Source organism: Thiohalocapsa marina, from assembly GCF_008632335.1.
Classification (GTDB): Bacteria; Pseudomonadota; Gammaproteobacteria; order Chromatiales; family Chromatiaceae; genus Thiohalocapsa; species Thiohalocapsa marina.
Genome location: NZ_VWXX01000009.1, coordinates 72,703 through 98,286, shown reverse-complemented (window position 1 = coordinate 98,286; position 25,584 = coordinate 72,703). Strand labels below are relative to the sequence as shown.

Genomic DNA, 25,584 nt, shown 5'->3' with positions numbered 1-25,584 from the left:
CTTCTTCTGTTCAACAGCGATTTCGCTCTTGCATCGCGGGGCGGACCATATATGGACAAGCGCAGCGCCGTCCACCAAACCCCCGTGCTGCCGCTGGTGGACGGCGCTGCGCTTGTCCACCCTACCGGCTACCGGCTTGCCCACTCTACCGGCTACCGGCCGGCGCGATGATCAAGGCCTTTCCCGCATGCTGATTTTTGGCCTGGAGGCTACTCAATCCGCGTCTCCACAGACGCCCTCCGAGGCCAGGCTGCGCCAGCATATGGACATGCCCATGCCGGGACCATACGCACACTAATCCAGAGCGCCGCGGAGGCGTTCCTGCGCCTCATCGGCGCGGCGCCTCAGCGCCGCTGCCCTGGCGAAGATGGGTTCGATGGCGCCCAGCAGGACATGCAGCACGGCGCTGGTCGCCCGCGGTTTGCGCCATGGACGCCAGCGCAGTCGTTCGGCCACCGATAGGACACACCGGCGCACCGGCAGTGGCGGGAGGCCGGGATCGACCAGCTATTCCGGCGGTTGCTGTGGGCCAGCAGCAGCGAGATGGGGGAAACCGTAGCGCCGGGGCCGTCAGGGGCACGGTAGGTTTCCGAAGGTACGTGCGACGCCTCTCATGGTGGCCAGGCCAACGGGGAGACGACGGCCGCGACCTTTGGAGACTTAGATCTGTTGGCCTCCTGGGCAAGATTCAGCGTTCGATTCGAGAGCACAGTTTCTGAATCGCTTAATTTTCAGTGGCTTGCGCCGCTAAAAATGGCAGGGCATCCTGCCCTGCGCGGGAAATGCTGAATAAATCAGCATTTCCTTTTCGGTTATTCATTATTTATGACGAAAATTTAATGCTTTGTTTTGGTGCGAGCTTGATCGGCAATCGCAAGCATTTTTGGCTCATATCAATGTCTGATCTCAGCATGATCTGTACAGTTGCTGCATGATGGTGCATTGCTTTATATTGGTGCGCCGGTGAAAGACCACTTCGGAGCGGATCGGGCATCGTCCTCGATCCCGCTAGGATCTGTACACGATAGGAATCGATGATGCCCTACGTTCATAACACACTCGAAAGACTGCGCAAGAGCAGCCCGGCTCAGACCGAGTTCTACCAAGCCGCGGAAGAGGTGCTGGAGTGCCTGCGGCCGCTCTTCGAGCGCAGCCCCTACTATCATGACCACAGCATCATCGAACGTATCGTTGAACCCGAACGCCAGATCATGTTCCGAGTCTGCTGGACCGACGACGCCGGCAGGGTCCGGGTCAACAAGGGCTATCGCGTTCAGTTCAACTCGGCCCTGGGCCCCTACAAGGGTGGCCTGCGCTTCCATCCCAGCGTCACCTCCGGGATCATCAAGTTCCTTGGCTTCGAGCAGATCTTCAAGAACGCCCTGACTGGTCTGCCGATCGGCGGCGGCAAGGGAGGCTCCGACTTCGATCCCAAGGGCAAGTCGGATGCCGAGATCATGCGCTTCTGCCAGTCGTTCATGACCGAGCTGTATCGCTACATCGGCCCCACCACCGACGTCCCGGCCGGCGACATTGGCGTTGGCGCCCGTGAGATCGGCTACCTCTATGGTCAGTACAAGCGTCTCACCGGGCGCTACGAGGGCGTGCTCACCGGCAAGGGTCTCAACTGGGGCGGCTCCATCGGCCGCAAGGAAGCCACCGGTTACGGTGCCGTCTATTTTGCCCAGAACATGCTCGAGGCACGCGGTGACAGCATCAAAGGCAAGACCTGTCTGGTGTCCGGTGCCGGTAACGTGGCGATCTACACCATCGAGAAACTCTACGAGGTGGGCGCCAAGCCCGTGACCTGCTCCGACTCCCGCGGCACCCTGCATGACCCCCGCGGCGTCGACCTGGCGCTGCTCAAGGAGCTCAAGGAGGTCAAACGCACCTCCCTGGAGGCGTATCTCGAGCAGCACACGGAGGCCAGTTACACCCCGGTCGATGACTACCCGACTGACGGCCATGCAGTCTGGCGCATCGAGGGCGATGTCGCCTTCCCCTGCGCCACCCAGAATGAACTGACCGAGGCGGATGCCGAAACCCTGCTGGGCAACGGCGTCACCTGCATCAGCGAAGGGGCTAACATGCCGTCCACCGCCGCGGCCGTGGATCGCTTCCTGGCGGCCAGGATCGCCTACGGTCCCGGCAAGGCCGCCAATGCCGGCGGCGTGGCCACCAGCCAGCTGGAAATGGCCCAGAACAGCAGCATGCAGCAGTGGCCCCTCCAGAAGGTCGACGCCAGGCTCAAGGAGATCATGGCCAACATCTACAAGCAGTGCGCCGACACGGCCGAGGAGTTCGGCGAGCCGAACAACCTGGTGCTGGGTGCCAACATTGCCGGTTTCCGCAAGGTGGCCGACGCAATGATCGACCAGGGCGCGGTGTAGGCCTCGTCACTGTCTGATACGGATAGGAAATCCAAACCGCCCTGAGCGCCCGGTTTCAGTGGCTTGCGCTGCCAGAAATGGCGGGGCTTCCTGCCCCGCCATTGCCTGGCGGACCGCGACCGACATCGGCTGCGTCGGTGTGCGCCGCAGCTTCGGCCGCAGACAGCTCGGCCTGGCGGCGCGTGACTGCCGCTGCCGCCTGCAGGGCCTGCCGGAGACGCCGGAGCCAGTCCTCGGCGGCGTCGAGTTCCGTTGTCAGGGTCTGCTGCTGGGCCTCCTTCCTGTGGAGTTCATCGCAGACGCGGGACAACTGCGACTCGGCATCGGCCAGCTGCTGCCGTGCCTTGCGCTGTGCCTGTTCGGCCTCGGCCAGGCGGCGGCGCAGCTCATCGGCCCGCTCGCGGGTCGCTCAGATCACGGACCGGCTCCGCGAATCGCATCAACGCCGGGCGCAAGCGGGTGTCGTCCAGTACATCGATGAAGCCAAGATCGGCGAGTCGCCGAAGCGCTTCGGCGACCTTGGTACGGACCTGCTCGGCGGCGATGCGTTGGTCGAACCGGCGCCGTCGTCGCGTTCGACATGTCGCCCACGGCGCAGGGCGAGATCCACCTCGGGAAAGTGCGCACCGCAGGTAGAGGCCCGCGAGGAAGCAGAGGTCGAGCGTGCTCAGATCCAGGGTGATCCGGTCACGCGCAAGGGCGGCAATGAGGCGGCTCGGGTCCGCGGACATGTCCGGAGACATCACCGGCGATCGGCCGGCGCCTGGCTAATGCTCCGCGCCGCTCTTGCCGGCGGCCACGCGGTCCATCACCGCGAACAGCACGCCGGAGACGACGAAGGTCATGTGGATGCCGACCTTCCAGGCGAGTTGTTCGGTGGTGAGATTGTCGACGTACATGAAGGCCTTGAGCAGTTCGATGCCGGAGATGGCGACGATGGAGCCGATGAGCTTCATCTTCAGCTCGGCGAAGCCGACATGACCCATCCAGTTGGGGCGATCCTCGTGGCTGCCGGTCTCGATGCGCGAGACGAAGTTCTCGTAGCCCGCCAGCACGATGATCAGGACCAGGTTCGCGATCATCACCACGTCGATCAGCGATAGCAGGCCGATGATCACGTCGCTGCCCTCTCCGTAGAACACCAGGGGCACGAAACTGATGAATTCCTTGATGAATTTCACCAGCAGCAGGCCGATGGCGAGCACCAGCCCGAGATAGAAGGGCGCCAGCAGCCAGCGACTGCTGAAGATCAGCCATTCGATAAAAAGCTCGATCCGTTTCATGGCTCGACTCGCTACCAATCGATTCCCGCAAGGATTGCGCGTGTCTGCGTAGTTTACTGTATTTCCTTATTTTGCATTGCGCAGACGTTGCCGTGGCGCGAATGCGTTCATCACCCCGTCAACTGCCCGATCACCGTCTCCACCTGTGCGGCGCGCTTGCCGGGCTCGCTCATGTCCAGGGTAAAGCGCAGCGCCCCGGCGGCCTGGTCGAGCTTGTAGTCCTTGGGGCGGGACTGGATCAGGCGGATCAGCCGCATGTGGTCGATGTTGGGTTGCTCGCCGAACAGGATGCGCCCGCCGCTGGGGCCGGCCTCGATCTTGCGGATGCCGAGCGGCTGCACCTTGAGCTTGAGGGCGGTGATCTCGAACAGGGCCTTGGTGGGCTCCGGCAGCAGGCCGAAGCGGTCGATCATTTCCACTTGCAGGTCCTTCAGCTCGGCGGCATCGGCGGCGCTGGCGATGCGCTTGTAGGTCACCAGGCGGGTGTGCACGTCGGGCAGGTAGTCGTCCGGCAGCAGGGCCGGGAGGCCGAGGTCGATCTCGGCGCCGTGATCCAGCGGCCGGTCCAGCTCCGGCGTGCGGCCGGCCTTGAGCGCCTGCACCGCACGCTCGAGCAGGTCCATGTAGAGGGTGAAGCCGATCTCGTGGATCTGGCCCGATTGCTCCTCGCCCAGGAGCTCACCCGCTCCGCGGATCTCCAGGTCATGGGTGGCCAGGGTGAAGCCGGCGCCCAGGTCCTCCAGCGACTCGATGGCCTCCAGGCGCTTCTTGGCATCCTCGGTCAGGCTCTTGGGCGGGGGCGTGATCAGGTAGGCATAGGCGCGGTGGTGCGAGCGCCCGACGCGGCCGCGCAACTGGTGCAGCTGCGCCAGACCGAGCTTGTCGGCCCGGTTGATGATGATGGTGTTGGCGGTGGGTACGTCGATGCCGCTCTCGACGATGGTGGTGCAGACCAGCAGGTTGAAGCGGCGGTGGTAGAAGTCGCGCATGACGCGCTCCAGCTCCTTCTCGCGCATCTGGCCGTGGGCGTATTCGACCCGCGCGCCGGGCACCAGCCCCTCCACCTTCTGCGCCATGTTCTCGATGGTCTCCACCTCGTTGTGCAGGAAGTAGACCTGGCCGCCGCGGTTGATCTCGCGCTGGCAGGCCTCCTGGATCAGACCGTCGTTCCAGGGCGAGACGAAGGTCTTGATGGGGTGGCGCTCCACCGGCGGCGTGGCGATGATGGACAGGTCGCGCAGGCCGGACATGGCCATGTTCAGCGTGCGCGGGATGGGCGTGGCCGTGAGGGTGAGCACGTCCACCTCGCTGCGCAGGCTCTTGATCTGCTCCTTGTGTCTGACCCCGAACCGGTGCTCTTCGTCGATGATGACCAGCCCCAGGTTCTTGAAGCGCACCGAGGACTGCAGCAGCTTGTGGGTGCCGACGACGATGTCCACCGTGCCCTTGGCCAGTCCATCGGTGACCCCTTTGGTCTCCTTCGCAGTCTTGAAGCGCGACAGGCTCTCGACCTTGACCGGCCAGTCGGCGAAGCGGTCGGAGAAGTTCTGGAAATGCTGCTGCGCAAGCAGGGTGGTCGGTACCAGCACGGCCACCTGGCGCCCGCCGCTGACGGCGACGAAGGCCGCGCGCATGGCGACCTCTGTCTTGCCGAAGCCCACATCGCCGCAGACCACGCGGTCCATGGGCTTTGTGTTGGCCATGTCGCTGAGGATGGCCTCGATGGCGCGCTGCTGGTCCGGCGTCTCCTCGAACTCGAAGGCAGTGGCGAAGTCCGCGTAGTCTGCCCCCGGGTCCGGGAAGGCGACGCCCTGGCGGGCGGCGCGGCGGGCGTAGATATCCAGCAGCTCGGCGGCCACGTCGCGCGCCTTCTGCGCGGCCTTGCGCTTGACCTTGTCCCACTGATCGGTGCCGAGGCGGTGCAGCGGCGCGTTTTCCGGCGCCGAGCCGGTGTAGCGCGAGATCAGGTGCAGCGAGCTGACCGGCACGTAGAGCTTGTCGCCGCGGGCATATTCCAGGGCCAGGAACTCGGCGCGGCTGCCGCCCACCGCGATGGTCTGCAGGCCCAGAAAGCGGCCGACGCCGTGCTCCTCATGCACTACCGGCGCGCCTTCGTGCAGCTCGGTGAGGTTGCGCACCACGGCATCGCCGTCGCGCTCGCGGGTCTTGCGCCGGCGCTCCTGGCGCACCCGCTCGCCGTAGAGCTGGGTCTCGGTGATCAGGGCGAGCTGTATTCCGCTGTCCTGGTCCAGCAGCAGAGGCTGTTCCAGCGGGGCGATGGTGATGCCCAGGGCCATGTCGCCATCGACAAAGTCACGCCAGCCATCCACCGCCCTGGGCTGGATGCGAAAGCCGCGCAGATTCTCCAGCAGCATCTCGCGGCGGCCGGTGCTCTCCGCCACGAACAGCACGCGGCGGCCCGGCTGGTCTGCATCGGCACCGGCGACAAAGGCCCTGAGGTGGGCCGCTGGATCCGCGGCACGGGCCTGGATGCCCAGCGCCGGCAGGGTGCCGGTGGCAAAGTTGCACACGGCGCCGTAGCCCTTGCGCCGCTGCGCCACCTCGTGGCCCTGCCAGCAGACGCCAGCCATGCCGTTGAGCCGGCCGGCGAGCTCGTCGGTGTCCAGGTACAGGCGGCTCGGCGGCAGCAGCGGACGCTCCGGGTCATGCCGGCGTTGCTCGTAGCGCTCGGCGATGGCGGCCAACGCCGCCCCGGCGGCCTCGCGGGCGTCGTCGGACTCGAACGCCAGCGTGCCCTCCGGCAGATAATCGAACAGGGTCGCGGTGGCGTCGAAAAACAGCGGCAGGTAGTACTCCAGGCCGCCCGGCATGCGGCCGTCGGAGACGTCGCGATAGATCAGGCTGGCCTTGGGGTCGGCATCGATGGTGGCGCGCCAGCGCTGGCGGAAGGCGCTGATGGCTTCTTCGGTAAAGGGAAACTCCCGCGCCGGCAGCATGCGCACCTGGTCCAGCTTGTCGACGGAACGCTGGCTGTCCGGATCGAAGGTGCGGATGGATTCCACCTCGTCATCGAACAGGTCGATGCGCAATGGCTGATCGCTGCCCATGGGGAAGATGTCCAGCAGCTCGCCGCGCACCGCAAACTCGCCGTGGGCGATGACCTGCGAGACGCATTGATAGCCGGAGCGCTCCAGCCGGCGGCGTGTGGCATCCAGGTCCATCCGGTCGCCGACGCCCAGCACCAGCGAGTGGCCGTCCACGTAGTCCCGCGGCGGCAGCCGCTGCAGCAGGGTGCCCACCGGCACCACCAGGATGCCGCGGGTCAGCGCCGGCAGCCGGTGTAGCGTGAGCAGGCGCTCGGACACCAGCTCCGGCAGCGGGGAGAAGACATCGTAGGGCAGGGTTTCCCAGTCCGGAAAGCCCAGGATCGGCAGCTCACTGCCCCGCAGAAAGAAGCTCAGTTCATCGCGCAGCCGCGTTGCCGACTGCATGTCCGCGGCCACGACGATGAGCGGTCGCCCAGCCTTGCGTGCCGCAGAGGCAATGGCCAGCGCCGGCGCACTGCCGTAGAGACGACCCCACAGCAAGCGCTCACCCGGACGTTGCGGCCAGGGCGGATCGACCGCGGAGGCGGACGGGTCCGGCACGGGATCGGCGGGATGGATATCGGGGCTGGGGGCGGGCGCAGTCGGTGGATGCACGGTGGTCTGTCGGTGGCTGTACGGGCGGTGCCGGCGGTTTAACCGGTCGAAATTCAGGGCGCCAATTGTCGCATATCGCGCGATGCCTGCAGAGGGTGCCCGCGCCGAGCCCCGCAAATTACAGGTGCAGCATACGGAACCTGGCATCCGTACGGCTGGTGTCTGAATTAAAGATGCAGTATCGGGAACTTGGCTTCAGTGTGGCTGGTGTCGATCTCGCCGGGGGAATCGGGCCGCACGCTGAAGTGAACTCCATGATAAGTATACCGTCCCCGGAGCCCCCGCTAACGGCCGCGTATAGACGATCTGCCATTGCTGGTATTCCAGTCATTGATTAGACCCTAACCCAGCCGTTCAGTAGACTGTTCGCCTGTCTATCTGGCCCTGCACGCCGATCGCCGCGCAGGCCATGCCGCTGACGCCATGGCGGTCGGCGCCTGCCCCACCTGGTGTAGAGGGGAAATGCTCCGATGAATGCCTTGCACGCCTTGCTGCCGTTCCTGCGCTGGTTCCCGATGCGTCGCGATCAGGTCCGCGCCGACCTGATCGCCGGCATCACTGTCGCCCTGGTGCTGGTGCCGCAGAGCATGGCCTATGCGCAGCTCGCCGGCCTGCCGGTGGTGTACGGGCTCTACGCCTCCTTCCTGCCGGTGATCGTCGCCTCGCTCTGGGGCTCGTGCAGTCAGCTGCACACCGGGCCGGTAGCGATGCTCTCGATCATGTCGGCAGCGGCAGTCATCCCGTTCGCCGCCCCCGGCAGCGCCGGCTTTATCGAGCTGTCGGTGATGCTCGCGCTAATGGTCGGCATGCTGCGGCTCGCGCTCGGCCTGTTCAAGCTCGGTGCCATCGTCAACCTGCTCTCAAGCCCGGTGATCGTCGGCTTCACCAACGCCGCCGCCCTGATCATCGGCCTGTCGCAGCTGAGCAAGATCATCGGCGTGCCCTTCCCTCGCTCCGACAACTACCTGGCCGATCTGTGGCGGGTGGTCGAGCAGGTCGGCGCCACCCATTGGCCGACCCTGCTGTTCGCCGCTGGCGCCTATGTGCTGATCGTCGGCCTCAAGCGCTTCTTCCCGAAGGCCCCCGGGGTGCTGATTGCGGTGCTGGCCAGCACCGTGCTGGCCGGTCTGGTCGGCTACGAGCACAAGACCACCGTGCCGCTCGACGCCATCCAGGACATCGAGGCCGCGGCGACCATCCAGGCGTTCGGTGAGGCACAGCGCCAGATCGATCTGCGCACCGAGACCATCGCCGCCAAGTCGCGCGAGATGCACCGTCTGGAGGCCGAGAACGACCCGCAGGCCTTCGCACGCGCCTCGCAGCTCGCCGGCGAGATCCACCTGCTCGAGTACCAGCTCGAGAACCTCAAGCGGCTGAACAACGCCCGGCGGGTGGATCTGCACGCGCTGACCCTGGAGGGTGCCGAGCACGCCGACGGCCTGCGCTTCTTCCACCCTGGGGCGCTGCCGCCGCAGGTGTCGGGCGATGGCCGCACCTGGCACTTCGCCGGGCTAAGCGACGGCCAGGTCACGCTCTCCTCGGGCGGTGCCGTGGTCGGCGAGATCCCGCAGGGGCTGCCCTCGTTCCAGGTACCCAGCCTGCAATGGGATCTGATGCTGGCGTTGCTGCCCGCGGCCATCGTGATGGCGCTGATCGGCTTCATGGAGGCGACCTCGATCTCCAAGGCGATCGCCACCAGCACCGGCGAGCGCGTCGACGCGAGCAAGGAGTTGGTTGGCCAGGGCCTGGCCAACATCGTCGGCAGCTTCTTCAGCTCGTATACCGTGAGCGGCTCCTTCTCGCGCTCGGCGGTGGCCGCCAAGACCGGCGCGACCACCGGCCTGTTCGCGATCATCAGCGCGCTCGCCGTGGTGCTGGTGCTGCTGTTTTTCACCCCCTACCTGTACAACCTGCCGCAGTCGGTGCTGGCGGTGATCGTCATGATGGCGGTGTTCAGCCTGATCCGGATCGCCCCGCTGCGCCACGCCTGGCGCTTCGACCGCTCCGGCGCGCTGATCGGCATCGCCACCTTCTTTGCCACCCTGGCGATGGCGCCGGCGATCGCCAACGGCATCCTGTTCGGCATCGTGCTCACCGTGCTCGCCTTTCTGTTCAAGAGCATGCGGCCACGCGCCGAGATCGTCGCTCGCAAGCCGGACGGCTCGCTCAGCGGCATCCGCGCCCACCGGCTCGAGCCGATCAGCCAGACCGTGGTGCCGGTACGCTTCGACGGCTCACTGGTGTTCTCGACCGTCGCCTATTTCGAGGACATCGTGATCGAGGCGGTCGGCGACTTCCCGCAGGCGAAGGTGATCCTGATGATCGGCAGCGGCATCAACGAGATCGATGCCTCGGGCGAGGAGAAGGTGCGCGAGGTGATCAAGCAGCTCGAGGACAACGGCGTGACCCTGTACTTCAGTGGCCTGAAGCACCAGGTGATGTCGGTGTTCGAGCGCACCGGGCTGGTCGACGAGATCGGCCGTGACCGCTTCTATCCCACCAAGGAGGCCGCGCTGCAGGACCTGCTCGGCCGCTTTGACAGCAACGCCGCACGCACGGCCTGAGGACGCACGTCGGCGACCAGTCGCCAGCGAGATGCCTGATCTGGGCTATCCTGGCCAAAAAACCCCGGCGTTCCGAAAACGCGGTTTCTGAATCACGCAAAATGCCGAATAAATCAGCGCCTGCCTAAGCAGGAGGCGTCAGCGCCTCGGGCACCACGCGATCGACGACTGCACCCAAGTCAGAAAACTCTGCATATTAAATAGACTGCACCCGGATCTCCGCCATATGCTTTGAGGCAGGGGCTGGCTCAGTCGGCGGCGAGCCGTTGCAACAAAATTGTCATGAAAGCTTCACCAAAGTGTCAGGACCGGGCTGACATAATTGCAGGACTCTTCAGATCTACACCTCCCGATTAGGAGTCTCCTGACACATGACTTCCCCACGCCTGTTCACCTCCGCAGCCTTGGTCGGCTCAGTCGTTGCCATGCTGTCGGCGCCGGCTGCCTTCGCCGACGTCAAGCTCAACGGCTCGGGCGCCAGCTTCCCGGCGCCGATCTACGCCAAGTGGTTCAAGGATTTCTCCAAGGAGACCAAGGGCATCCGTGTCGACTATCAGTCGAAGGGCAGCGGTGCCGGCATCCAGGATCTGATCAATGGTGTCGTGGACTTTGCCGGCTCCGACGCGGCCATGAACGACGAGGAGATCGCTAAGGTCGAGCAGGGCGTGGTGCTGCTGCCGATGACCGCCGGCGAGGTGGTGATTGCCTACAACCTGGAGGGCGTGGATGAGCTGCGCCTGCCGCGCGACGTCTATCCCGCCATCTTCGGCGGCACCATCACCCGCTGGAACGATCCGAAGATCGTTGCCGCCAACCCCGGCGTCGAGCTGCCGGACGAGGCAATCACCGTGGTGGTGCGTTCGGATTCCTCCGGCACCAGCTACGTCTTCACCGGCCACCTCTCCGCCGTCAGCGAGGAGTTCAAGAACACCGTCGGTAAGGCCAAGGCACCCAATTGGCCGAGCAGCGACAAGATCATCAAGGCGCCGAAGAACGACGGTGTCACGGCCCAGATCAAGCAGATTCCGGGTTCCATCGGCTACATCGAGTATGGCTTCGCCAAGCTCACCGGCCAGCCCACCGCGCTGCTGGAGAACCAGCAGGGCAAGTTCATTGCCCCGGGCCCCGAGGGTGGCGCCGCGACCCTGGCCAGCATCCGCTTCCCGGATGCGACCCTGCCCGTCAGCGGTGCGCCGGACCTGCGCGCCTGGGCCTGGGACCCGGAGGGCGCGGACGACTATCCGATCGTCAGCATGACCTGGCTGCTGCTCTACCACGATCAGGACGATGACAAGGCCGAGGCCCTGCACAAGCTCGTCAACTACCTGACCAGCGACGAGGCCCAGGGCCAGGCGGATGGTCTGGGTTACATCCCGCTGCCCGCGGCGGTGACCGAGAAGGTTCAGGCCGCGCTCAGCTTCGTCAAGTAACGCAACTCGTCGACGTCTTGCACGCCTAGGGGGGGCGGCCGCAAAGCGCCGGCCGCCCCCAGCCCGTTTTAGACGTGACAGTTCCGGCGAACAGACCGAACACCCGCAGGAATCGATCCCATGGCCATCAATCCATTCGCGAACTCAGGCAACTCCGGTTCGATCACGCGACCACCGTCGTCCGCGGAGCGGGCCACTGACAGCATCTTTCGCGCCGTTGCCTACGTCTGCGCGCTGCTGATCATTGTGCTGGTGGCGTTCATCCTCTGGGAGATCGGCAAGAAGGCCGTCCCGGCGATGGCCGACCATGGGCTTGGTTTCTGGGTCGGCACCACCTGGGATACCAATAACGGCGTGTTCGGCGTGCTGCCCGAGATCTGGGGCACCCTGTACAGTTCGTTGCTGGCACTGCTGGTGGGCGGGGTGTTCGGCATTGCCATCGCCATCTTCCTGACGCAGGATTTCATTCACGACCGGGTCGCGTCCACCTTCCGCACCATTGTCGAACTGCTCGCCGCCATCCCGTCGGTGGTCTACGGGCTCTGGGGTATCTACGTGCTGATTCCGATGATCCGGCCCGGGGCGGAATGGCTGCACGCGCATTTCTCGTGGTTCCCGCTCTTCGGCAGTGATCTGAGCGGACCCGGCATGGCGCCCGCGGCGCTGGTGCTGGCGATCATGATCCTGCCGACGGTGGCGGCCATCTCGGTGGATGCCTTCCGCCGCATCCCCTACAAGGTGAAGGAGGCCGCCTACGGCATGGGCACCACCAAGTGGGAGGCCATCCTCAAGGTGATGCTGCCCACAGCCTCCTCCGGTATCCTGGCGGCGCTGGTGCTCGGATTCGGCCGCGCGCTGGGCGAGACCATGGCGCTGGCGATGCTCATCGGCAACAGTAACCAGATCAGCCTGTCGCTGTTCGCGCCGGCCAATACGCTGGCCTCGTTACTGGCATCCAACTTCCCGGAGGCGGGGCCGATCGAGGTGCAGGCCCTGATGTACGCCGCCCTGGTGCTGCTGCTGATCACCTTCGCGGTCAACATCATCGGCCTCGGCATCCAGCAGTACACCATGCGCAAGTTCGAGGGGAAGGCATGAGCAATATCGATCTGGTGGCGAGTTCCGACATGGAATTTACACGGCCTAATCTCGAGCGCCAACTCCTTGAGGGGCGCGCGATCAAGAACAATGTCCTGACCATCCTGACCTGGGGTACGGCCATTCTGGCGTCGGTGCCCCTGCTGTCGGTGATGTACATGCTGCTGGTGCGCGGCGGCACCCGTCTGTTCGGGGCCGACTTCGCCGAGGTGCTCACGGCCCTGCCCCCGGCAGGGTTCGAGATGGGCGGCGGCATCGGTCCCGCCATCGTCGGCACACTGCTGATGGTGGCCATCGCCTCGGCCATCAGCGTGCCCTTCGGCATCCTCGCCGCCATCTACCTGGCCATGCTCGAACCCAAGGGCAAGCTGGCGACCACGGCGCGCTTCCTGGCCAAGGTGCTCACCGGCTTTCCGTCCATTCTCGCCGGTGTGTTCGTCTATGCGGTGCTGGTGATCAGTTTCGGCTATTCCGCGCTGGCCGGCGGCGTGGCGCTGGCGGTGCTGATGCTGCCAACGGTGGTCCTGGCCGCGGAGGAGGCCATCAAGCAGGTGCCGCAGCGCATGAAAGACGCCGCCTACGGCATCGGCTGCACCCGCACCCAGGTGATCTGGAAGGTGGTGCTGCCGACCGGTCTGCCGGGCATCCTCACCGGCGTGATGCTGGCCATCGCCGGGGCCGCCGGCGAGTCGGCACCGCTGCTGTTCACGGCCCTGTTCAGCAATTACTTCATCAGCGAGCTGATGGAGCCGACTGCGTCGCTGTCGATCCTGATCTACAACTTTTCCGGCATGCCGTTCGAAAACCAGATCGAGCTGGCCTGGACCGCATCGCTGGTGCTCGTGCTGATCGTGCTGGTGTTCAACATTCTGGCCCGCCTGTTTGGCCAGCCCAAGGTTTGATCGGCCGCCGTTCCCGTTTATTCCGAGGTACTCAAAATGACTATGGCAGCGGAAGCGAACTTCGTCGCCGATCCTTTCACCCCCGAGGGCGATACCGTCATCGACTGCAAGGTGGACAAGATCTTCTACGGTGATTTCCTCGCCGTGCGTGACAGTGTCGTGCCCATCGAGAAGAACAAGATCACCGCCTTCATCGGGCCGTCCGGCTGTGGCAAGTCCACCGTGCTGCGCAGCCTCAACCGCATGAACGACCTGATCAACGTGTTCCGGTTCGAGGGGTCGGTGATGTACCACGGCCAGGACATCTACGCGAAGAAGGTGGATCCGGTGGTGGTACGTCGCTACATCGGCATGGTGTTCCAGCAACCGAATCCATTTTCCATGAGCATCTTCGACAACGTCGCCTTCGGCCTGCGGTTGAACAAGTACAAGGGCGATCTCGAGGAAAAGGTGCAAAAGGCCCTGGAGCGCGCCGCGTTGTGGAACGAGGTCAAGGACAAGCTGAAGAACAGCGGATTGTCCCTGTCCGGCGGGCAGCAGCAGCGTCTGTGCATCGCCCGCGCCATCGCCACCGAGCCCGACGTGCTGCTGATGGACGAGCCCTGCTCGGCACTCGACCCCATCGCCACCCGCCAGGTGGAGGAGTTGATGCTCGATCTCCGGAGCCGCTTCAGCGTGGCGCTGGTGACACACAACATGCAACAGGCCACCCGCGTCGGCGATACCACGGCGTTCTTTTCGGTGGACATCTCCAAGGGCGGCCGCACCGGTTACCTGGTGGAGATGGGTCCCACCGCCCAGGTGTTCGACGACCCGCAACAGCAACTGACCAAGGACTACGTCGCCGGCGAGTTCAGCTGATTCTCGGCCTGTCAGGCCAGTACATCAGCGTCGCCCTGGTCCCCGGCACTATCGGCAGGCCGGGCTGAAGTCTGTGAGCGGATGTCGCGGAGTCAGGACATGAAGAACCCAATTCGCCTTGCGGGCGCCTTCGCCGGCGTCATGGTGGCGGTCGTGCTGACCGCCTGTTCCGCCGATTCGACCCCCGCGTCGGGGGCCCGGTCTGATGCGCTGATAATCAGCGGCGCCGGCGCGACCTTCCCGCAGCCGCTCTATGAGCGCTGGATACAGGCCTATGCCGGCAATCGACCGGAGGTGTCTTTCCAGTACGCCGCCGTGGGCAGTGGCGAAGGTGTCCGGCGGTTCCTCGCCGGCGAGGTCGATTTCGGCGCCAGTGACGGGGCGCTCTCCGATGCCGAGCTGGCGACGCCGGCGGGCCGCGACGCCTTGATGCTGCCGATGACCGCGGGCATGATCGCCCTGGCGTACAACCTGCCAGGGGTCGAGGGGCTGCGCCTGTCGCGGGAGGCCGTGGTCGGCATCTTCAGTGGCGAGATCCGCGCCTGGGACGATGCACGCATCCAGATGGATAACCCCGGGCTGAAGCTGCCGAAACGCAGCATCGCGCCGGTGGTGCGGCTTGACGGCAGCGGTACCACCCAGATCTTCACCCGCCACCTGAGCGCCATCAGCGCTGTCTGGCGCGAAGGGCCCGGCGTCGGCAAGCGCGTGCTCTGGCCCGACGTGGCGATGCAGGTGAACTACAACGAGGGCGTCGCCCAGCGGGTCAGGGTCAGCGAAGGCAGCATCGGCTATATGGAGTATGAGTTCGCCCAACGCATTGGCCTGCCCGTGGCGCGGCTGCAGAACAGGGCCGGCGAGTTCATCGCCCCTTCGCCGGCCGCGGGAACCTTGGCCCTGGCCTCCGCCGGCGCCATACCTGACGATCTGCGGCTGTTCGTCCCCGATCCGGCCGCCGCCGGGGCCTATCCGATCGTCGGCTATACCTGGGTTCTGCTGCGGGGCACATACGCGGATCAAGCGAGGCTGGATGCCCTGAAGGGCGCCATGTCGTGGGGGCTCGGCGATGGCCAGTCGATCGCCGAGGCCATGGGCTACGTGCCGTTGCCCGACGAGATGGTCGCCCTGGCCCGGGCACGGCTGGACCGTATCCGCCTCCAGCCCTAGGTCGTTTCGCGGCATGCTGTCGATGCGGCTTGCTGGTCGGCTGCCGGTCGGGCCCCTTTCCGTGCTGGCCCTTACCGTGGTGACGGGTAGGTCGAAGCCGTGATGTCCCGGATGCCGGCGGACAGGCGCAATGTTGACCGGGGCAGACGCCTCGACCTGGTCGCGATCGAGTACTCCCTGCGCGCAGTCCAGGCCGATTTCGAGCGCATCAACAACACCCTGTCGGTTGCGCGCGAGCCGCTGACCGACCAGGTGATCGACCACCTGATGCTTGGCTATCGGCGCGTCGACGCGCTGGTAGCGGCGCGGCGCAATCCCTTCGCGCTGGGCAGTTCACCGGAACTGCTGGAACTGAACCTGCTGACCTTGTGCGGCTCCGATGATCGAACCCGCGAGGGCTGCCAGCGGTTGCGCAGCGCCACCGAGGCGCATTATTACGACACGGGCGAGAACGGGATCGCGGCCCTGGCGGCACGGATGCGGTCGATGCAGGGCGAGTCGGTCTGGCGGCGCGCGGCCATGGCCTACATGTTTATCCTGAGCCAGCCGCAGCTGTTCCTGGAAGGCAACCACCGTACCGGCTGCCTGGTCATGAGCTGGATGCTCGCGCGCGAGGGCGAGGCACCGTTCGTCCTGTCGGTGGAGAACGCCAGGGCGTACTTTGATCCCTCGACCCTGGTCAAGCATACGCGCAAACACACGCTGAAGATGATGGTGGAGAAGCCATTGCTGGTCAAGCGCCTTGGGCAGTTGCTCAGGAGCGAGGCGGATACGGTCCACATGGGGGGCTGAGGCCCGCTGCGAACGCGACGGATCCAGCGGCGATCGGCGAATTTGATGACAAGAGGAAACGAATGATGAACAACCGCCTAGGTTTCCCAGTGGCCTTTGTGCTGGCGCTGCTGGCCATTGGCGTCGCGCTGCCCGCGATGGCCAAGGACGAGGTCAAGCTGGTTGGCGCCGGCGCCAGCTTTCCCGATCCGCTATACCTGCGCTGGTTCCGCGACTACTACCGGGCGAATCCGGACATCGAAATCGACTACCAGAGCATCGGCTCCAGCGGCGGCATCCGCGATCTGCTCAATGGCCGCGTCGACTTCATCGGTTCTGACATCCCGCTCACCGAAGCACAGCAAGCCCAGGTTGACGGCGGGGTGACGCAGTTACCCATGACCGCCGGTGCCATTACGGTGATCTATAACCTGGACGGGGTGGCGGAACTGCGCCTGCCGCGGCAGGTGCTGGCGGACATCTTTCTCGGGCGCATCGAGCGCTGGAATGACCCCGCCCTGAAGGCCGCCAATCCGGATGTCGCCCTGCCCGCCGCGCCGATCACCGTGGTGGCCCGGAGCGAGGGCAGCGGCACCAGCTACCACTTCACCCAGCACCTCAGCGCCATCAGCCCGGCCTTTGCCGAGTCCATCGGCACGACCATGACGCCGAACTGGCCGGCGACGCTGAAGAAGCGCGGCGGGCTGGTGCGCGGGCGGGGCAACGACGGTGTCGCCGCGTTCGTCAAGTCCATTCCTGGTGCCATTGGCTATGTGCAGTACGCCTTCGCCTATCTGACGGGTATGCACATGGCGACAGTGGAAAACCACTCCGGCGAGTTCGTCAGGCCATCGCCCGAATCCTTCGATGCCGTGATGCAGAGTGTCGGTCCGGTGCTGGAGCCGGAGCGGATGGTCGATCCGGCGGCAAAGGGGGCCTACCCCATCGTGGCCTTGTCCTGGTTCATCATGCGCGACCGGTACGATGATCCCGCCAAGCGGCAGATCCTGGTCGACTTCATCGGATTTGCCCTGCACCAGGGGCAGGAGATGAGCGAACGCCTGGGCTACATCCGCTTTTCCGATCAGGCCGTGTCCAATGTCCTCGGGCGACTGAACTAGCCCGGCCGGTTCGTCATCCCCATGGAATGATGTATCTTTGGGCATGACGCGACCCTATGACCGAGTCCGGGCGGTCGCGGACGTCCCGTATACGTCCTCAGGAGGCCAGCCATGCCGCAGTTCGATGCGTTAACGAAGAACCAGGCCCTGCGCAACACCGTCATTGGATTGGGCGTGGCGGTGATTGTGCCACTGGCGGTGTCCGTTCTCGCCCCTTACCTGCGGCCGGCGGCGCGGTCTGCGCTCAAGGGTGGATTGCTGGCGCTGGAGAAGGGCAAGGAGATGATGGCGGAGGCCGGCGAGGCCATGGACGACCTGCTGGCCGAAGTACGCGAGGAGTTGCGCGAGGAGCGTGAGGCGGCTGTCGCCGAAAATAATTCTGGGACGGGCACAGGTACAGACGCCGGAACTAACGCCGGGCCGACCCGGAGCGAGGGTTGATGTTCGGCGGCGACAGCCCCGGCGGCCCCGCTGAGGCGTCCGTCGGCGAACCCATCGCGGCCCTGGTCGTGCACCGAACGCGCCGGCGGCTGCGCCTGCGCGTGCCGTCCCGGCGTGGTGACCTGGAATTCTTCCTGGCCCTCTACGATCGGCTGCGCCAGGCGCCGGAGGTGGAGGATCTGAGCATCAATCCAACCACTGGCGGCGTGCTGATCTGGCACGATCCGGCGCAGATCCACCGTATGGCCGAGGTGCTGGCGCGCCAAGGCAGGCTTCGCCTATGCACCCCGGCGCATGCAACCTCGGCCGCCACCGAGGGGCCTGCTCTGCAGCGCTCCCCCGCCAATCTCCGCCTGGTCCTTCTGCTGGTGATGGTGGGGCTGTCGGTGCGTCAACTGATGCGCGGGCAACTGTTGGCGCCGGCGTTGACGCTGGTGCTGTATCTCGTTGATCTGGCCGCGACCCTGCGGCTGGAAGAGGAACTCGCGACGGCCCCCGTGACGCCCCCCGCGACGGAATGAAGGGCGAGCGCACGGGCGTGAGTCAGGTACCGTGCTATGTTTTAAGTAGCGGAGTCCGCGGGCCGGGTCAGGGCGATGCCTGCCCGATGCAGGACAGTGCCCGGCCTTGTGCCGGGCAGGACAATTTCAGCATACCTGGTGCTTGACCCGACGAGACTGGTCAATTCATCGGCCGAGGGCAATAGATCGTGGGTAACATCATCATCACCGGCATCACATTCGGCGTGTTCATGACCGAGGCGCTGATCCACTACAATATGGGGCAGGCCAAGGCGCGTGGGGAGTTCCGCTTGACCCTGCCGCCGCCAAAAGAACTGGCAAAGATCGCGGCGGTGACGGCGACCTTCTCCATCGCCACGGGGCTGCTGGTGAAGTCGTTGCCGAAACATCTGCAGTCGCGGGTCTGAGGCGCATTCAGACGGCGTCTCCGGCGGCCGGCGACTGCGGGGCGGGATAGCGGCCATAGAAGGCGGTGGCGGCAATGCCCACCATCCGGGTCACCATGGCCATGGACAGGACGCCCGCGGGTACGGTGTAGATCGGCTGGATGCCGAGGCGCGTCAGCAGACCTGGGGCGGCGGCACCCAGGCCCACAGCCCCGGCGACACCGATCATTTCCGGGATCCGCGCCGGATCGTCGATATCTTCCCCAAACAGGCAGGCGATCTCGAGGATCAGATACAGGTGCAGCCGGGCGAGCATGGAGCCCGCGCCCACCATCCCGACCAGGGTCAGTGCCTGCCCGAGGCCGGGCAGCAGCGCCGGCAGGTAGAGCAGCCCGCCGCCCAGGGCCGATACGCCGGTCTTGGCGTCGATCAGACGTTGGGCGAGCCGAAGGGCGTCGTCGTCCGGGAAGCGCCTCTTCAGCGCATCGACGCTGCGGCGAATCTCCTGTTTACGCAGCCGCAAGAAGAAATAGAAAAAGGTCTCGGCCGCCAGGGACTGACGCTGGTCGATGTGCCGGCCAGATGTGTGACCAGGCGCATGAGCGGATGCCGTGGTGGTATCGGTGGACATGAGGACTGGAGGCGGATGGCTGATGCAACGACTGAGCGCGACGTCAACGAACAACCACTCGGACGGTGGCCGAAGACGGATGGTTGTTGACTCTGTCTTAATCGTGGCAAAGGTTGAGGCATTCGGCAACTGACATGACGCGTTTTGCGGCGACCACGCGGAGGTTTGTGTGAAAGAACTGACCCGGTCCTGCCTTCCCGAGGCCGCGGCGCGCGAACTGGCCTGGTGTTATGCCAGGCTCGAGCATCCCTCGTTTGCCGCGCGCCTCAGCGATCTGCTGGCGACACCCGTGGACGGCGCCATCAAGCTGTTCCCGCCGGCGTGGCGACGGCGTCTGGCCAACGGCACCGAGAGCAGCATGCGGCGTGCCCTGGAGGTCGCCATCGGTTCCATGGGACGTCAAGGGCCGGTGCCGGCGAGCCTATGGCGGCACAGGCTCATGGTGATGGGCACCGGCGCCGTTGGCGGCTTTTTCGGCCCCCTGACGGTGCTGGCGGAATTGCCGCTAGCCACTGTGCTGATGCTGCGCGCCATTGCCGACACCGCCCGTGCCGAAGGGGAAGATATACACGGGGATCCCGAGGCGCGGCTGGCCTGCGTGCAGGTGTTTGCCCTGGGCGGGCGTACGCGAGACGACGAAGATGCCGAGATCGGCTATTACGGCATGCGGCTCTCGCTGGGGCTGCATTTTGAAAATCTGCTGGAATATACCGGGAGCAGCGCGCTCCCGCACATCCCAGCCGCCATCCAACTGGTACGCGCCGTCGCCGCGCGCTTCGGCGTGGTCATCTCCGACAAGGTGGCCGCGCAACTGGTGCCGGTGGCGGGCGCCTTCAGCGCCGCGGCGGTGAATCTGGCCTTCATGCAGCACTACCAGGACGTGGCGCGCGGTCACTTTGTCCTGCGCCGGCTGGAACGCGACCATGGCGTGGAGCGAGTCCGCGCGGCGTACGAGGCGATGCGCCTGCGGGCCGCGAAGCCGAAGCGGGAATTCAGCCCGATAGAGGGCTGGTAGGGTCGACCGTCAGCCGAGCGAGACGGGCGTGGCGCGCGAGACCTGATCCGTCGGCACCTGGCGGAGCCGGCCATGTCGGCGAAACAGCTTGATCGGGGGCGGTTCGTCCTTGCCCGGTCCGGCTCCGCAGTCCGCCAGTCCGGCCAGATCGGCGCGGACGAGCCGGACGCGGCCGCTCGCTGGGAGCAGGCGGTGTTTCAGGCGTTGAACCCCGAAGCCTAGCCAGGCGGAGAGCCCGTCTGACGTGGCCGGAAAGGCCACCGTGGAGGCCGCGGCGACGTCCTTGCCGTGGCGATTGAGCCAGGTGTTGAGCTGTTGCAGCAGATGCGGGCCAAGACTGAGCTTGGCGTCGCAGAAGAGTATCCAGTCCACCGACGATGCATCGCTCGCCCCCTCCCTTGGTCGGCCAGCCGCGCGATGTCGCAGCCGGGGTCCGTGGGGCCGCTCCTCGGCATAGCGGCGCACGGTGTCGGCGATGCCATCGTCCGGGCCGTCGCTGACCACCAGGATGTCGAAACTATCCGACGGATAGCGTTGCCCGAGCAGCCCCTCCAGGGCCGCCGGCAGCCGCGCCGTGTCGCCCATGGCCGGCAGGACGATACGGAAGCGCTGGCGGTGCAGCAGCGGTGCCATGGCGTTGTCGATTCGTTGCAGGGATTCCGCCGTCCGCCAGGGCGGGCGGATGCGCTGGGTACGGTCGCAGTCGCGCAGGGCGGCAGCGATGTCCATGTCGTCGCCCTGCTCACGGGTGACGAAGTGATTGAGCCGGCCCAGATGGCGCGCCAGGTATTCCTGCTCGGTCTGGTTCGGCGTCGGGATCAGCACGGCGCGCTTGTCGTGCTCCACCAGGTCCATGATGGTGGTGTAGCCGGCGCGCGAGACGATGCAGCGGGCCCGGTTGAACAGGGTCTGTCGCAATTCTCCGCTGGCGACGGTATGAATCTGCAGGTCGGGGCGGCGGAATGCGGCGTAGCTGGCGGCGGTGTCGCCGACGGCGCCGAGAATAAATACCTTGTTGCCTGGCAGGTCGGCCGCCTGTTCCAGCAGGCTGCGAACGAAGCTGCCTTTGTGCTCCAGCAGATAGCCGCTGATGACGAACAGGTAGTCGATGTCCTGCGCCAGGTCGAGCCGCTGATAGGACGACAGGATACCGACAAAATGGTGGGAACAACGCTGCAGGCCGGCGACGTGCGCCAGCTGCCCGGTCAGGTTGGCGCCGGCGTGCGGATAATCCGGGATCAGCAGGCAGTCGAACCGGCGCAATGCGGCCAGGTTCAGGCGCTCGCTGATCCAGGCGGTCTTCGCCAGCCCGTGGGGCGGGATGAAGGCGATCTGGTGCGAAAGGATGAAGGACGGCGTCCAGCGGCTGTGGAAGCCATAGCGGCCGTCGCTGAAGATGGAGTCATAGCCGCCGGCGACGGCCTGCAGCTGCCGGCGTTCGCGCCGGATCAACCGCCAGGTGCGGAGCAGGTCGAGCATCAGGTAGAGATAGAAACGCCAGCCGGTGCCCCGTTCCAGAGCGGGATAGTCGGCCAGCTCCTGGAATGTCACCAGCGGCTCGGCTTCCAGTTCCAGGCGCAGAAAGGCCAGCGCGTTGCCGGCAGAGATCAGCGTGACGGCATAGCCACGATGCAGGAACCAGCGAATGACCACCAGGCTGCGGGTGGCATGACCGAGACCGAGCGAGCTGACGGCGAACAGGGCGCGCGGGTGGTACCCGATCGGCTCAGGGCTTGCGTCCGACGAAGACATAGTAGGGTGCCCGCAACCAGGGCAGGTAGGGGAGGGGAGCGCCATGCTCGGTGAGCTCATGATGGGGTAACAGTGTGCGAAGCAGACGCAGGGGCGCAGGGCTCGGGTGTACGCCGTCGTGGGCGAACCAGCGCGGCCAGAACCAGCGTGTGAAAGGGCCATGCCGGACCAGACCAGGCGGTGGATCGGCCGAGGAAACATAGAAGTCGACCACCCCCAGCCGGCCTCCCGGCCGCAGCATGTCGAGGGCATTTTCCAGTGTCCGTTGCCACTCCGGCATCATGCTCAGGGAGTAGGAGCAATAGACGGCGTCCACCAGTGCGTGTGGCCGATAGCGGGCTGCGTCGGCCTCGATCACGCGGACGTTGCGCATCCCGTGGGTGCGCTGGCGCGCCTGTTCGAGCAGGGCCGGGCAGAGGTCCACCAGATCGACCATGCCGAGGGTCGCCCGTCGCTGGCCGAGGTACTCCAGGTTGCGTCCGGTGCCGGCGCCCAGTTCCACCAGGTTCGCGCCCGGCGCCGGATCCAGTCGGCTCATCAGGTCTGCGCGCCCCCGCAACAGACGCTCGCGGAAGGCGTCGTAGTGCTCCGCCTGCGGGCCATAGAAGGCCTGCAGCCGCTCCGCCAGGGAACCCCGACGAGGCTGGCCGCGTAACAATTGCAGCATCACCCGCGCGTCGCCGGCACGCATGGCTAGGCGGCTACCAGATCGGCCACATGGAAGCCGGCGTAGGTGTGCACCCGGTCGCGGCGTTGCAGATCCCGTGCCAGGGCATGGTGGAAGACCAGGCGTTCGCGCAGGGGCTGGCGCCGCCCGCCGAGTTCGATCCGGTTGAGGTAGCCGGGTGCGGCATGGGCGCTGCGGAAGATGGCCCGTGCGCCCGGCGTTGCCCGCTGCAGAATCGCGCTCCATTCCTCGGCCAGCGCCTCGGGATGGTAGGACGCCATCCAGTCCATGTGGTCCAGCAGCACGAACTTGGAGACGGGTGCGTCATTGTGCTGCAGAAAATGGGTGACGGTGCAGGTGTGGGGCACCACCCGATCCACGAGGCCGGCCTTGAGGGCGGCGAAATTCCGCGGCTTCAGGTACTCGGGGCAGCAGCTCTGGGTATAGCGTCCGTTGAGATAGACCATCCAGAAGTAGTTGTTCCAGATCGGTAACTCGCGAAAGACATATTCCACCGCCTCGCGGACAAATCCCGCCACGCCCTGGTGATGCTGCGCCTGGACCTGGCGACGCTGGGCGTAGGGCACGCCGAGCAGACTCATGGTGAGCTGGCGCGACAGGGTCCAGTTCATGCCCGGCCCCCAAAGCAGCGGTTCGACCCGGCTGTTGTAAATGGCGCGCTGGGCATCGACGGATCCGGCCTGCAGCAGTGCATCCACCGCCTCCGCCAGACGCGGACGGGTCCGCAGGTAGGTGCGGAAGGCGCGCGCCACCGTGCCAGAAAGTCCACGGTAGTAGAAGCCGCCCCGGCGCGGGTCGAACCAGTGCAGGCGTTCGTCCCAGAAACGGCGTGCGAACGGAGAGAGCCCGTCGCGCAGCAGGTCATTGTACAGGGCGTGCACATGCTGGTGCATGCCGCAGCCAAACAGGGCAAAAAAATCCTCGAATGCGAGTTCCCGTATGCCGGCAAGCTTGAGTTCCAGCAGGGCCGTCTGGCGCGGATTGGCATCGACGGCATCGATGCGGTCAGGGCCGGCGAGGGCATAGTCCAGCACGTTGCAGCCGGCGCTGGTGATCACCAGCAGCCGATCGTCGGGTCGCAGGGCGAGGGCGATGCGATCGATGGCCGGGTCTTCCCAGCACGCGTTGTAGACCAGCGAGCGCGAGTAGATGGCGTTGAAGACGACGTGATCGATGCGGTCGCGGAGGGTTTGGGCGGTTTTCACGATTGGGCTTGATGTATTGACAGCAGGGAGTGGTGACCGCTGGGTGGTCGTGTGATGGTCGCCCGGCTTAGGCCGTGCGCGCCAGGGTCACGGTATCGGCGGACACGGCCAGGGTTTCGGGTACCTTGTCGGCCCAGCGCAGCAGTTCCAGGCGACCGTCATGGTGCTCCACCAGCGCGGTGCAGCTTTCCACCCAGTCCCCGCAGTTGCAGTAGGTCACGCCGCCCATCTCCCGTACCTCGGGATGATGGATGTGGCCGCAGATCAGGCCATCGACGCCGCGTTGCCGGGCCTCCATGGCCAGCGCCTGCTCGAAGCTGCCGATGTAGTTGACGGCGTTCTTGACCTTGCGTTTCAGGTAGCCCGCCAGCGACCAGTAGCGCAGGCCGAAATAGCGTCGCACATGGCTGAGCAGCCCGTGCATTTGCAGCAGTCTGTCGTAGGCGTGGGAACCCAGGTGGGCGAGCCAGGCGGAACCCTGGACCACGCTGTCGAAGCGGTCGCCGTGCAGCACCAGGAAGCGCTCCCCGGCTGCGGTTTCGTGCACGACCTCGTCGCATACCGACACGTTGCCAAACCGGGTTCCGATATGTTTGCGGACCAGTTCGTCATGATTGCCCGGGACATAGACCACCCGGGTGCCGTTACGTGCCTTTTCCAGGATCTCGTGCACCACCGAATTGTGCGCCTCCGGCCAGTACACCGACCGGCGCATCTGCCACAGGTCGATGATGTCGCCGACAAGGTAGAGCTCCCGGCAGTGGGTGGCGTGCAGGAAGTCGAGCAGATCGTCCGCCCGGCAGCCGCGCGATCCCAGATGGATATCGGAGATAAACACGGCGCGGTACTTCAGCGGGTGCAGTCGTTGGATATCGGACATCGGAACGCCGTCTTCGTCGACAAGTGCGGCGTATCATCCGGGAACTTTGTTGCCGTTGAGTTGAGGCGCGATGAAGATGCCGTGACTTCGGCCCGCCGTGGAGGCGCTGACGTGTTGCCCGTTCCTGATTGGACGCGGTGCCGGAAAGCGACGTGTCCCCCGAGCCCGATCGTGGCGCCTACGAGACGCGTATACTGGTCCGGTTAATCAAGCCCCATCTCCGAGCCATGGAACTTGCCGACGCCATTCGTCAGCACATCCCGCTGCAAATCCGCCTGCCGGACCCGCGCCGGCCCCTGGTCCTGGACTCCCGCTACGTCGCCGAGGCATTTCTGGTGCAAACCCGGCACGGTCCCGGCCTGGTCTGGCTCGACGCCTTCTGGTGCAAGTGGCCTGATCTGGAGGTCTGTCACATCGCCTATGCCACGCCGGTCGCGAAGGACGACGAACAGCGTTGGGTGGATCAGTATCCCCGCTATGGCCCCGGTTGCCTGGCGTATCAGAAACCGGTCATCGTCGAACGGCTGGATGCGGACTCCCAGGCCTGGATCGACTACAAGGTCTGGCAGAACTGGCGCGCGGTCCATCACGCGGACTGCGATCGCGAGGCGGCGTGGCGGCATGTCGAGACGGTTCTGTCCGGGATCGATATCCAGCGCCGGGTCTGACGCGCCGTCAGAGTCGCGCAACCCGCAAACCCCTGACATCTGCAGCGGATGGTTCTACATACTCGTTGCAAACGAGATGTCGTTTTTCGCGGCTTGGGCGTCTGCCGTCGGGGACGCCATGAAGACATCCCTGTCGGCTCCACGACAG

24 protein-coding genes are annotated in these 25,584 nt (G+C 65.6%); 14 read left to right on the top strand and 10 right to left on the bottom strand.

The genetic code is table 11. The features are described 5' to 3' along the window. Positions 1 to 294: 294 nt before the first annotated feature. Positions 295 to 456: a hypothetical protein gene (locus tag F2Q65_RS19430; protein ID WP_170265610.1), complete on the bottom strand. Its 162-nt coding sequence runs from the start codon at positions 454 to 456 to the stop codon at positions 295 to 297. 581 nt (positions 457 to 1,037) lie between these two features. Between F2Q65_RS19430 and gdhA the strand changes: the two genes are divergently transcribed. Then, positions 1,038 to 2,390, top strand: coding sequence for an NADP-specific glutamate dehydrogenase (gdhA, locus tag F2Q65_RS08680; protein WP_150092443.1), 1,353 nt, complete (start codon positions 1,038 to 1,040; stop codon positions 2,388 to 2,390). A gap of 55 nt (positions 2,391 to 2,445) precedes the next feature. Here gdhA and F2Q65_RS19425 read toward each other — a convergent pair whose 3' ends face one another. The 4 genes from F2Q65_RS19425 to mfd form a co-directional block, all read right to left on the bottom strand. Continuing rightward, positions 2,446 to 2,700 carry a hypothetical protein gene (locus tag F2Q65_RS19425; protein WP_170265604.1) on the bottom strand — a complete coding sequence of 85 codons (255 nt, stop codon included), beginning with the start codon at positions 2,698 to 2,700 and terminating at the stop codon, positions 2,446 to 2,448. Between the two features lie 76 nt (positions 2,701 to 2,776). Continuing rightward, positions 2,777 to 3,121 (bottom strand): hypothetical protein, encoded by a 345-nt coding sequence (locus F2Q65_RS19655; protein ID WP_211354003.1) that lies wholly within the window; start codon positions 3,119 to 3,121, stop codon positions 2,777 to 2,779. A 36-nt stretch (positions 3,122 to 3,157) separates the two neighbouring features. Further along, positions 3,158 to 3,673, bottom strand: coding sequence for a TIGR00645 family protein (locus F2Q65_RS08670; RefSeq protein WP_150092441.1), 516 nt, complete (start codon positions 3,671 to 3,673; stop codon positions 3,158 to 3,160). Between the two features lie 110 nt (positions 3,674 to 3,783). Then, on the bottom strand, positions 3,784 to 7,281 hold the full coding sequence (gene mfd / locus F2Q65_RS08665; protein WP_246156085.1) for a transcription-repair coupling factor: 3,498 nt from the start codon (positions 7,279 to 7,281) through the stop codon (positions 3,784 to 3,786). Positions 7,282 to 7,805: 524 nt separating this feature from the next. On the opposite strand from mfd, the gene F2Q65_RS08660 reads away from it, so the two are divergent. From F2Q65_RS08660 to F2Q65_RS08610, 11 genes are all read left to right on the top strand, one after another. Next, complete coding sequence (locus tag F2Q65_RS08660) at positions 7,806 to 9,899, top strand: SulP family inorganic anion transporter (protein WP_150092437.1); 2,094 nt, start codon at positions 7,806 to 7,808, stop codon at positions 9,897 to 9,899. A 371-nt stretch (positions 9,900 to 10,270) separates the two neighbouring features. Next, positions 10,271 to 11,329: a phosphate ABC transporter substrate-binding protein PstS gene (gene pstS / locus F2Q65_RS08655; protein WP_150092435.1), complete on the top strand. Its 1,059-nt coding sequence runs from the start codon at positions 10,271 to 10,273 to the stop codon at positions 11,327 to 11,329. A 120-nt stretch (positions 11,330 to 11,449) separates the two neighbouring features. Further along, positions 11,450 to 12,427 carry a phosphate ABC transporter permease subunit PstC gene (pstC, locus tag F2Q65_RS08650; protein ID WP_150092433.1) on the top strand — a complete coding sequence of 326 codons (978 nt, stop codon included), beginning with the start codon at positions 11,450 to 11,452 and terminating at the stop codon, positions 12,425 to 12,427. Beyond that, positions 12,424 to 13,329, top strand: a complete 906-nt coding sequence (gene pstA / locus F2Q65_RS08645) for a phosphate ABC transporter permease PstA (RefSeq protein WP_150092431.1) — start codon at positions 12,424 to 12,426, stop codon at positions 13,327 to 13,329. The genes pstC and pstA overlap by 4 nt, the downstream gene beginning before the upstream one ends. Before the next feature lie 36 nt (positions 13,330 to 13,365). After that, a complete protein-coding gene (gene pstB, locus F2Q65_RS08640) occupies positions 13,366 to 14,190 on the top strand; it encodes a phosphate ABC transporter ATP-binding protein PstB (RefSeq protein WP_150092429.1) in 825 nt (274 codons plus the stop codon). Between the two features lie 99 nt (positions 14,191 to 14,289). Then, on the top strand, positions 14,290 to 15,357 hold the full coding sequence (pstS, locus tag F2Q65_RS08635; RefSeq protein ID WP_246156083.1) for a phosphate ABC transporter substrate-binding protein PstS: 1,068 nt from the start codon (positions 14,290 to 14,292) through the stop codon (positions 15,355 to 15,357). Between the two features lie 102 nt (positions 15,358 to 15,459). Beyond that, a complete protein-coding gene (locus F2Q65_RS08630) occupies positions 15,460 to 16,149 on the top strand; it encodes a hypothetical protein (RefSeq protein WP_246156082.1) in 690 nt (229 codons plus the stop codon). A 65-nt stretch (positions 16,150 to 16,214) separates the two neighbouring features. Next, positions 16,215 to 17,249, top strand: a complete 1,035-nt coding sequence (pstS, locus tag F2Q65_RS08625) for a phosphate ABC transporter substrate-binding protein PstS (protein WP_150092427.1) — start codon at positions 16,215 to 16,217, stop codon at positions 17,247 to 17,249. 111 nt (positions 17,250 to 17,360) lie between these two features. Then, positions 17,361 to 17,690, top strand: a complete 330-nt coding sequence (locus F2Q65_RS08620) for a DUF5132 domain-containing protein (protein ID WP_150092425.1) — start codon at positions 17,361 to 17,363, stop codon at positions 17,688 to 17,690. Next, a complete protein-coding gene (locus F2Q65_RS08615; RefSeq protein ID WP_150092423.1) occupies positions 17,690 to 18,211 on the top strand; it encodes a hypothetical protein in 522 nt (173 codons plus the stop codon). The genes F2Q65_RS08620 and F2Q65_RS08615 overlap by 1 nt, the downstream gene beginning before the upstream one ends. 188 nt (positions 18,212 to 18,399) lie before the next feature. Then, the gene (locus F2Q65_RS08610; RefSeq protein WP_150092421.1) at positions 18,400 to 18,618 is read left to right on the top strand and encodes a hypothetical protein; all 219 of its coding nucleotides are present in this window, start codon (positions 18,400 to 18,402) and stop codon (positions 18,616 to 18,618) included. Between the two features lie 7 nt (positions 18,619 to 18,625). Here the strand turns inward: F2Q65_RS08610 and F2Q65_RS08605 are convergent, their stop codons facing one another. Then, a complete protein-coding gene (locus tag F2Q65_RS08605; RefSeq protein WP_150092419.1) occupies positions 18,626 to 19,228 on the bottom strand; it encodes a hypothetical protein in 603 nt (200 codons plus the stop codon). Between the two features lie 169 nt (positions 19,229 to 19,397). Here F2Q65_RS08605 and F2Q65_RS08600 point away from each other — a divergent pair, with 169 nt between their 5' ends. After that, the gene (locus F2Q65_RS08600) at positions 19,398 to 20,243 is read left to right on the top strand and encodes an EcsC family protein (protein ID WP_150092417.1); all 846 of its coding nucleotides are present in this window, start codon (positions 19,398 to 19,400) and stop codon (positions 20,241 to 20,243) included. A 9-nt stretch (positions 20,244 to 20,252) separates the two neighbouring features. Here F2Q65_RS08600 and F2Q65_RS08595 read toward each other — a convergent pair whose 3' ends face one another. The 4 genes from F2Q65_RS08595 to F2Q65_RS08580 form a co-directional block, all read right to left on the bottom strand. Continuing rightward, positions 20,253 to 21,995 (bottom strand): glycosyltransferase, encoded by a 1,743-nt coding sequence (locus F2Q65_RS08595; RefSeq protein WP_170265608.1) that lies wholly within the window; start codon positions 21,993 to 21,995, stop codon positions 20,253 to 20,255. Beyond that, entirely contained in the window at positions 21,970 to 22,686 is a 717-nt protein-coding gene (locus tag F2Q65_RS08590) for a class I SAM-dependent methyltransferase (RefSeq protein ID WP_150092413.1), read from the bottom strand. The genes F2Q65_RS08595 and F2Q65_RS08590 overlap by 26 nt, the downstream gene beginning before the upstream one ends. A gap of 2 nt (positions 22,687 to 22,688) precedes the next feature. After that, on the bottom strand, positions 22,689 to 23,888 hold the full coding sequence (locus tag F2Q65_RS08585; protein ID WP_150092411.1) for a BtaA family protein: 1,200 nt from the start codon (positions 23,886 to 23,888) through the stop codon (positions 22,689 to 22,691). Positions 23,889 to 23,955: 67 nt separating this feature from the next. After that, entirely contained in the window at positions 23,956 to 24,768 is an 813-nt protein-coding gene (locus F2Q65_RS08580) for a UDP-2,3-diacylglucosamine diphosphatase (protein ID WP_150092409.1), read from the bottom strand. Positions 24,769 to 24,995: 227 nt separating this feature from the next. Here F2Q65_RS08580 and F2Q65_RS08575 point away from each other — a divergent pair, with 227 nt between their 5' ends. Beyond that, positions 24,996 to 25,436, top strand: coding sequence for a hypothetical protein (locus F2Q65_RS08575; protein ID WP_150092407.1), 441 nt, complete (start codon positions 24,996 to 24,998; stop codon positions 25,434 to 25,436). Positions 25,437 to 25,584 lie beyond the last annotated feature (148 nt).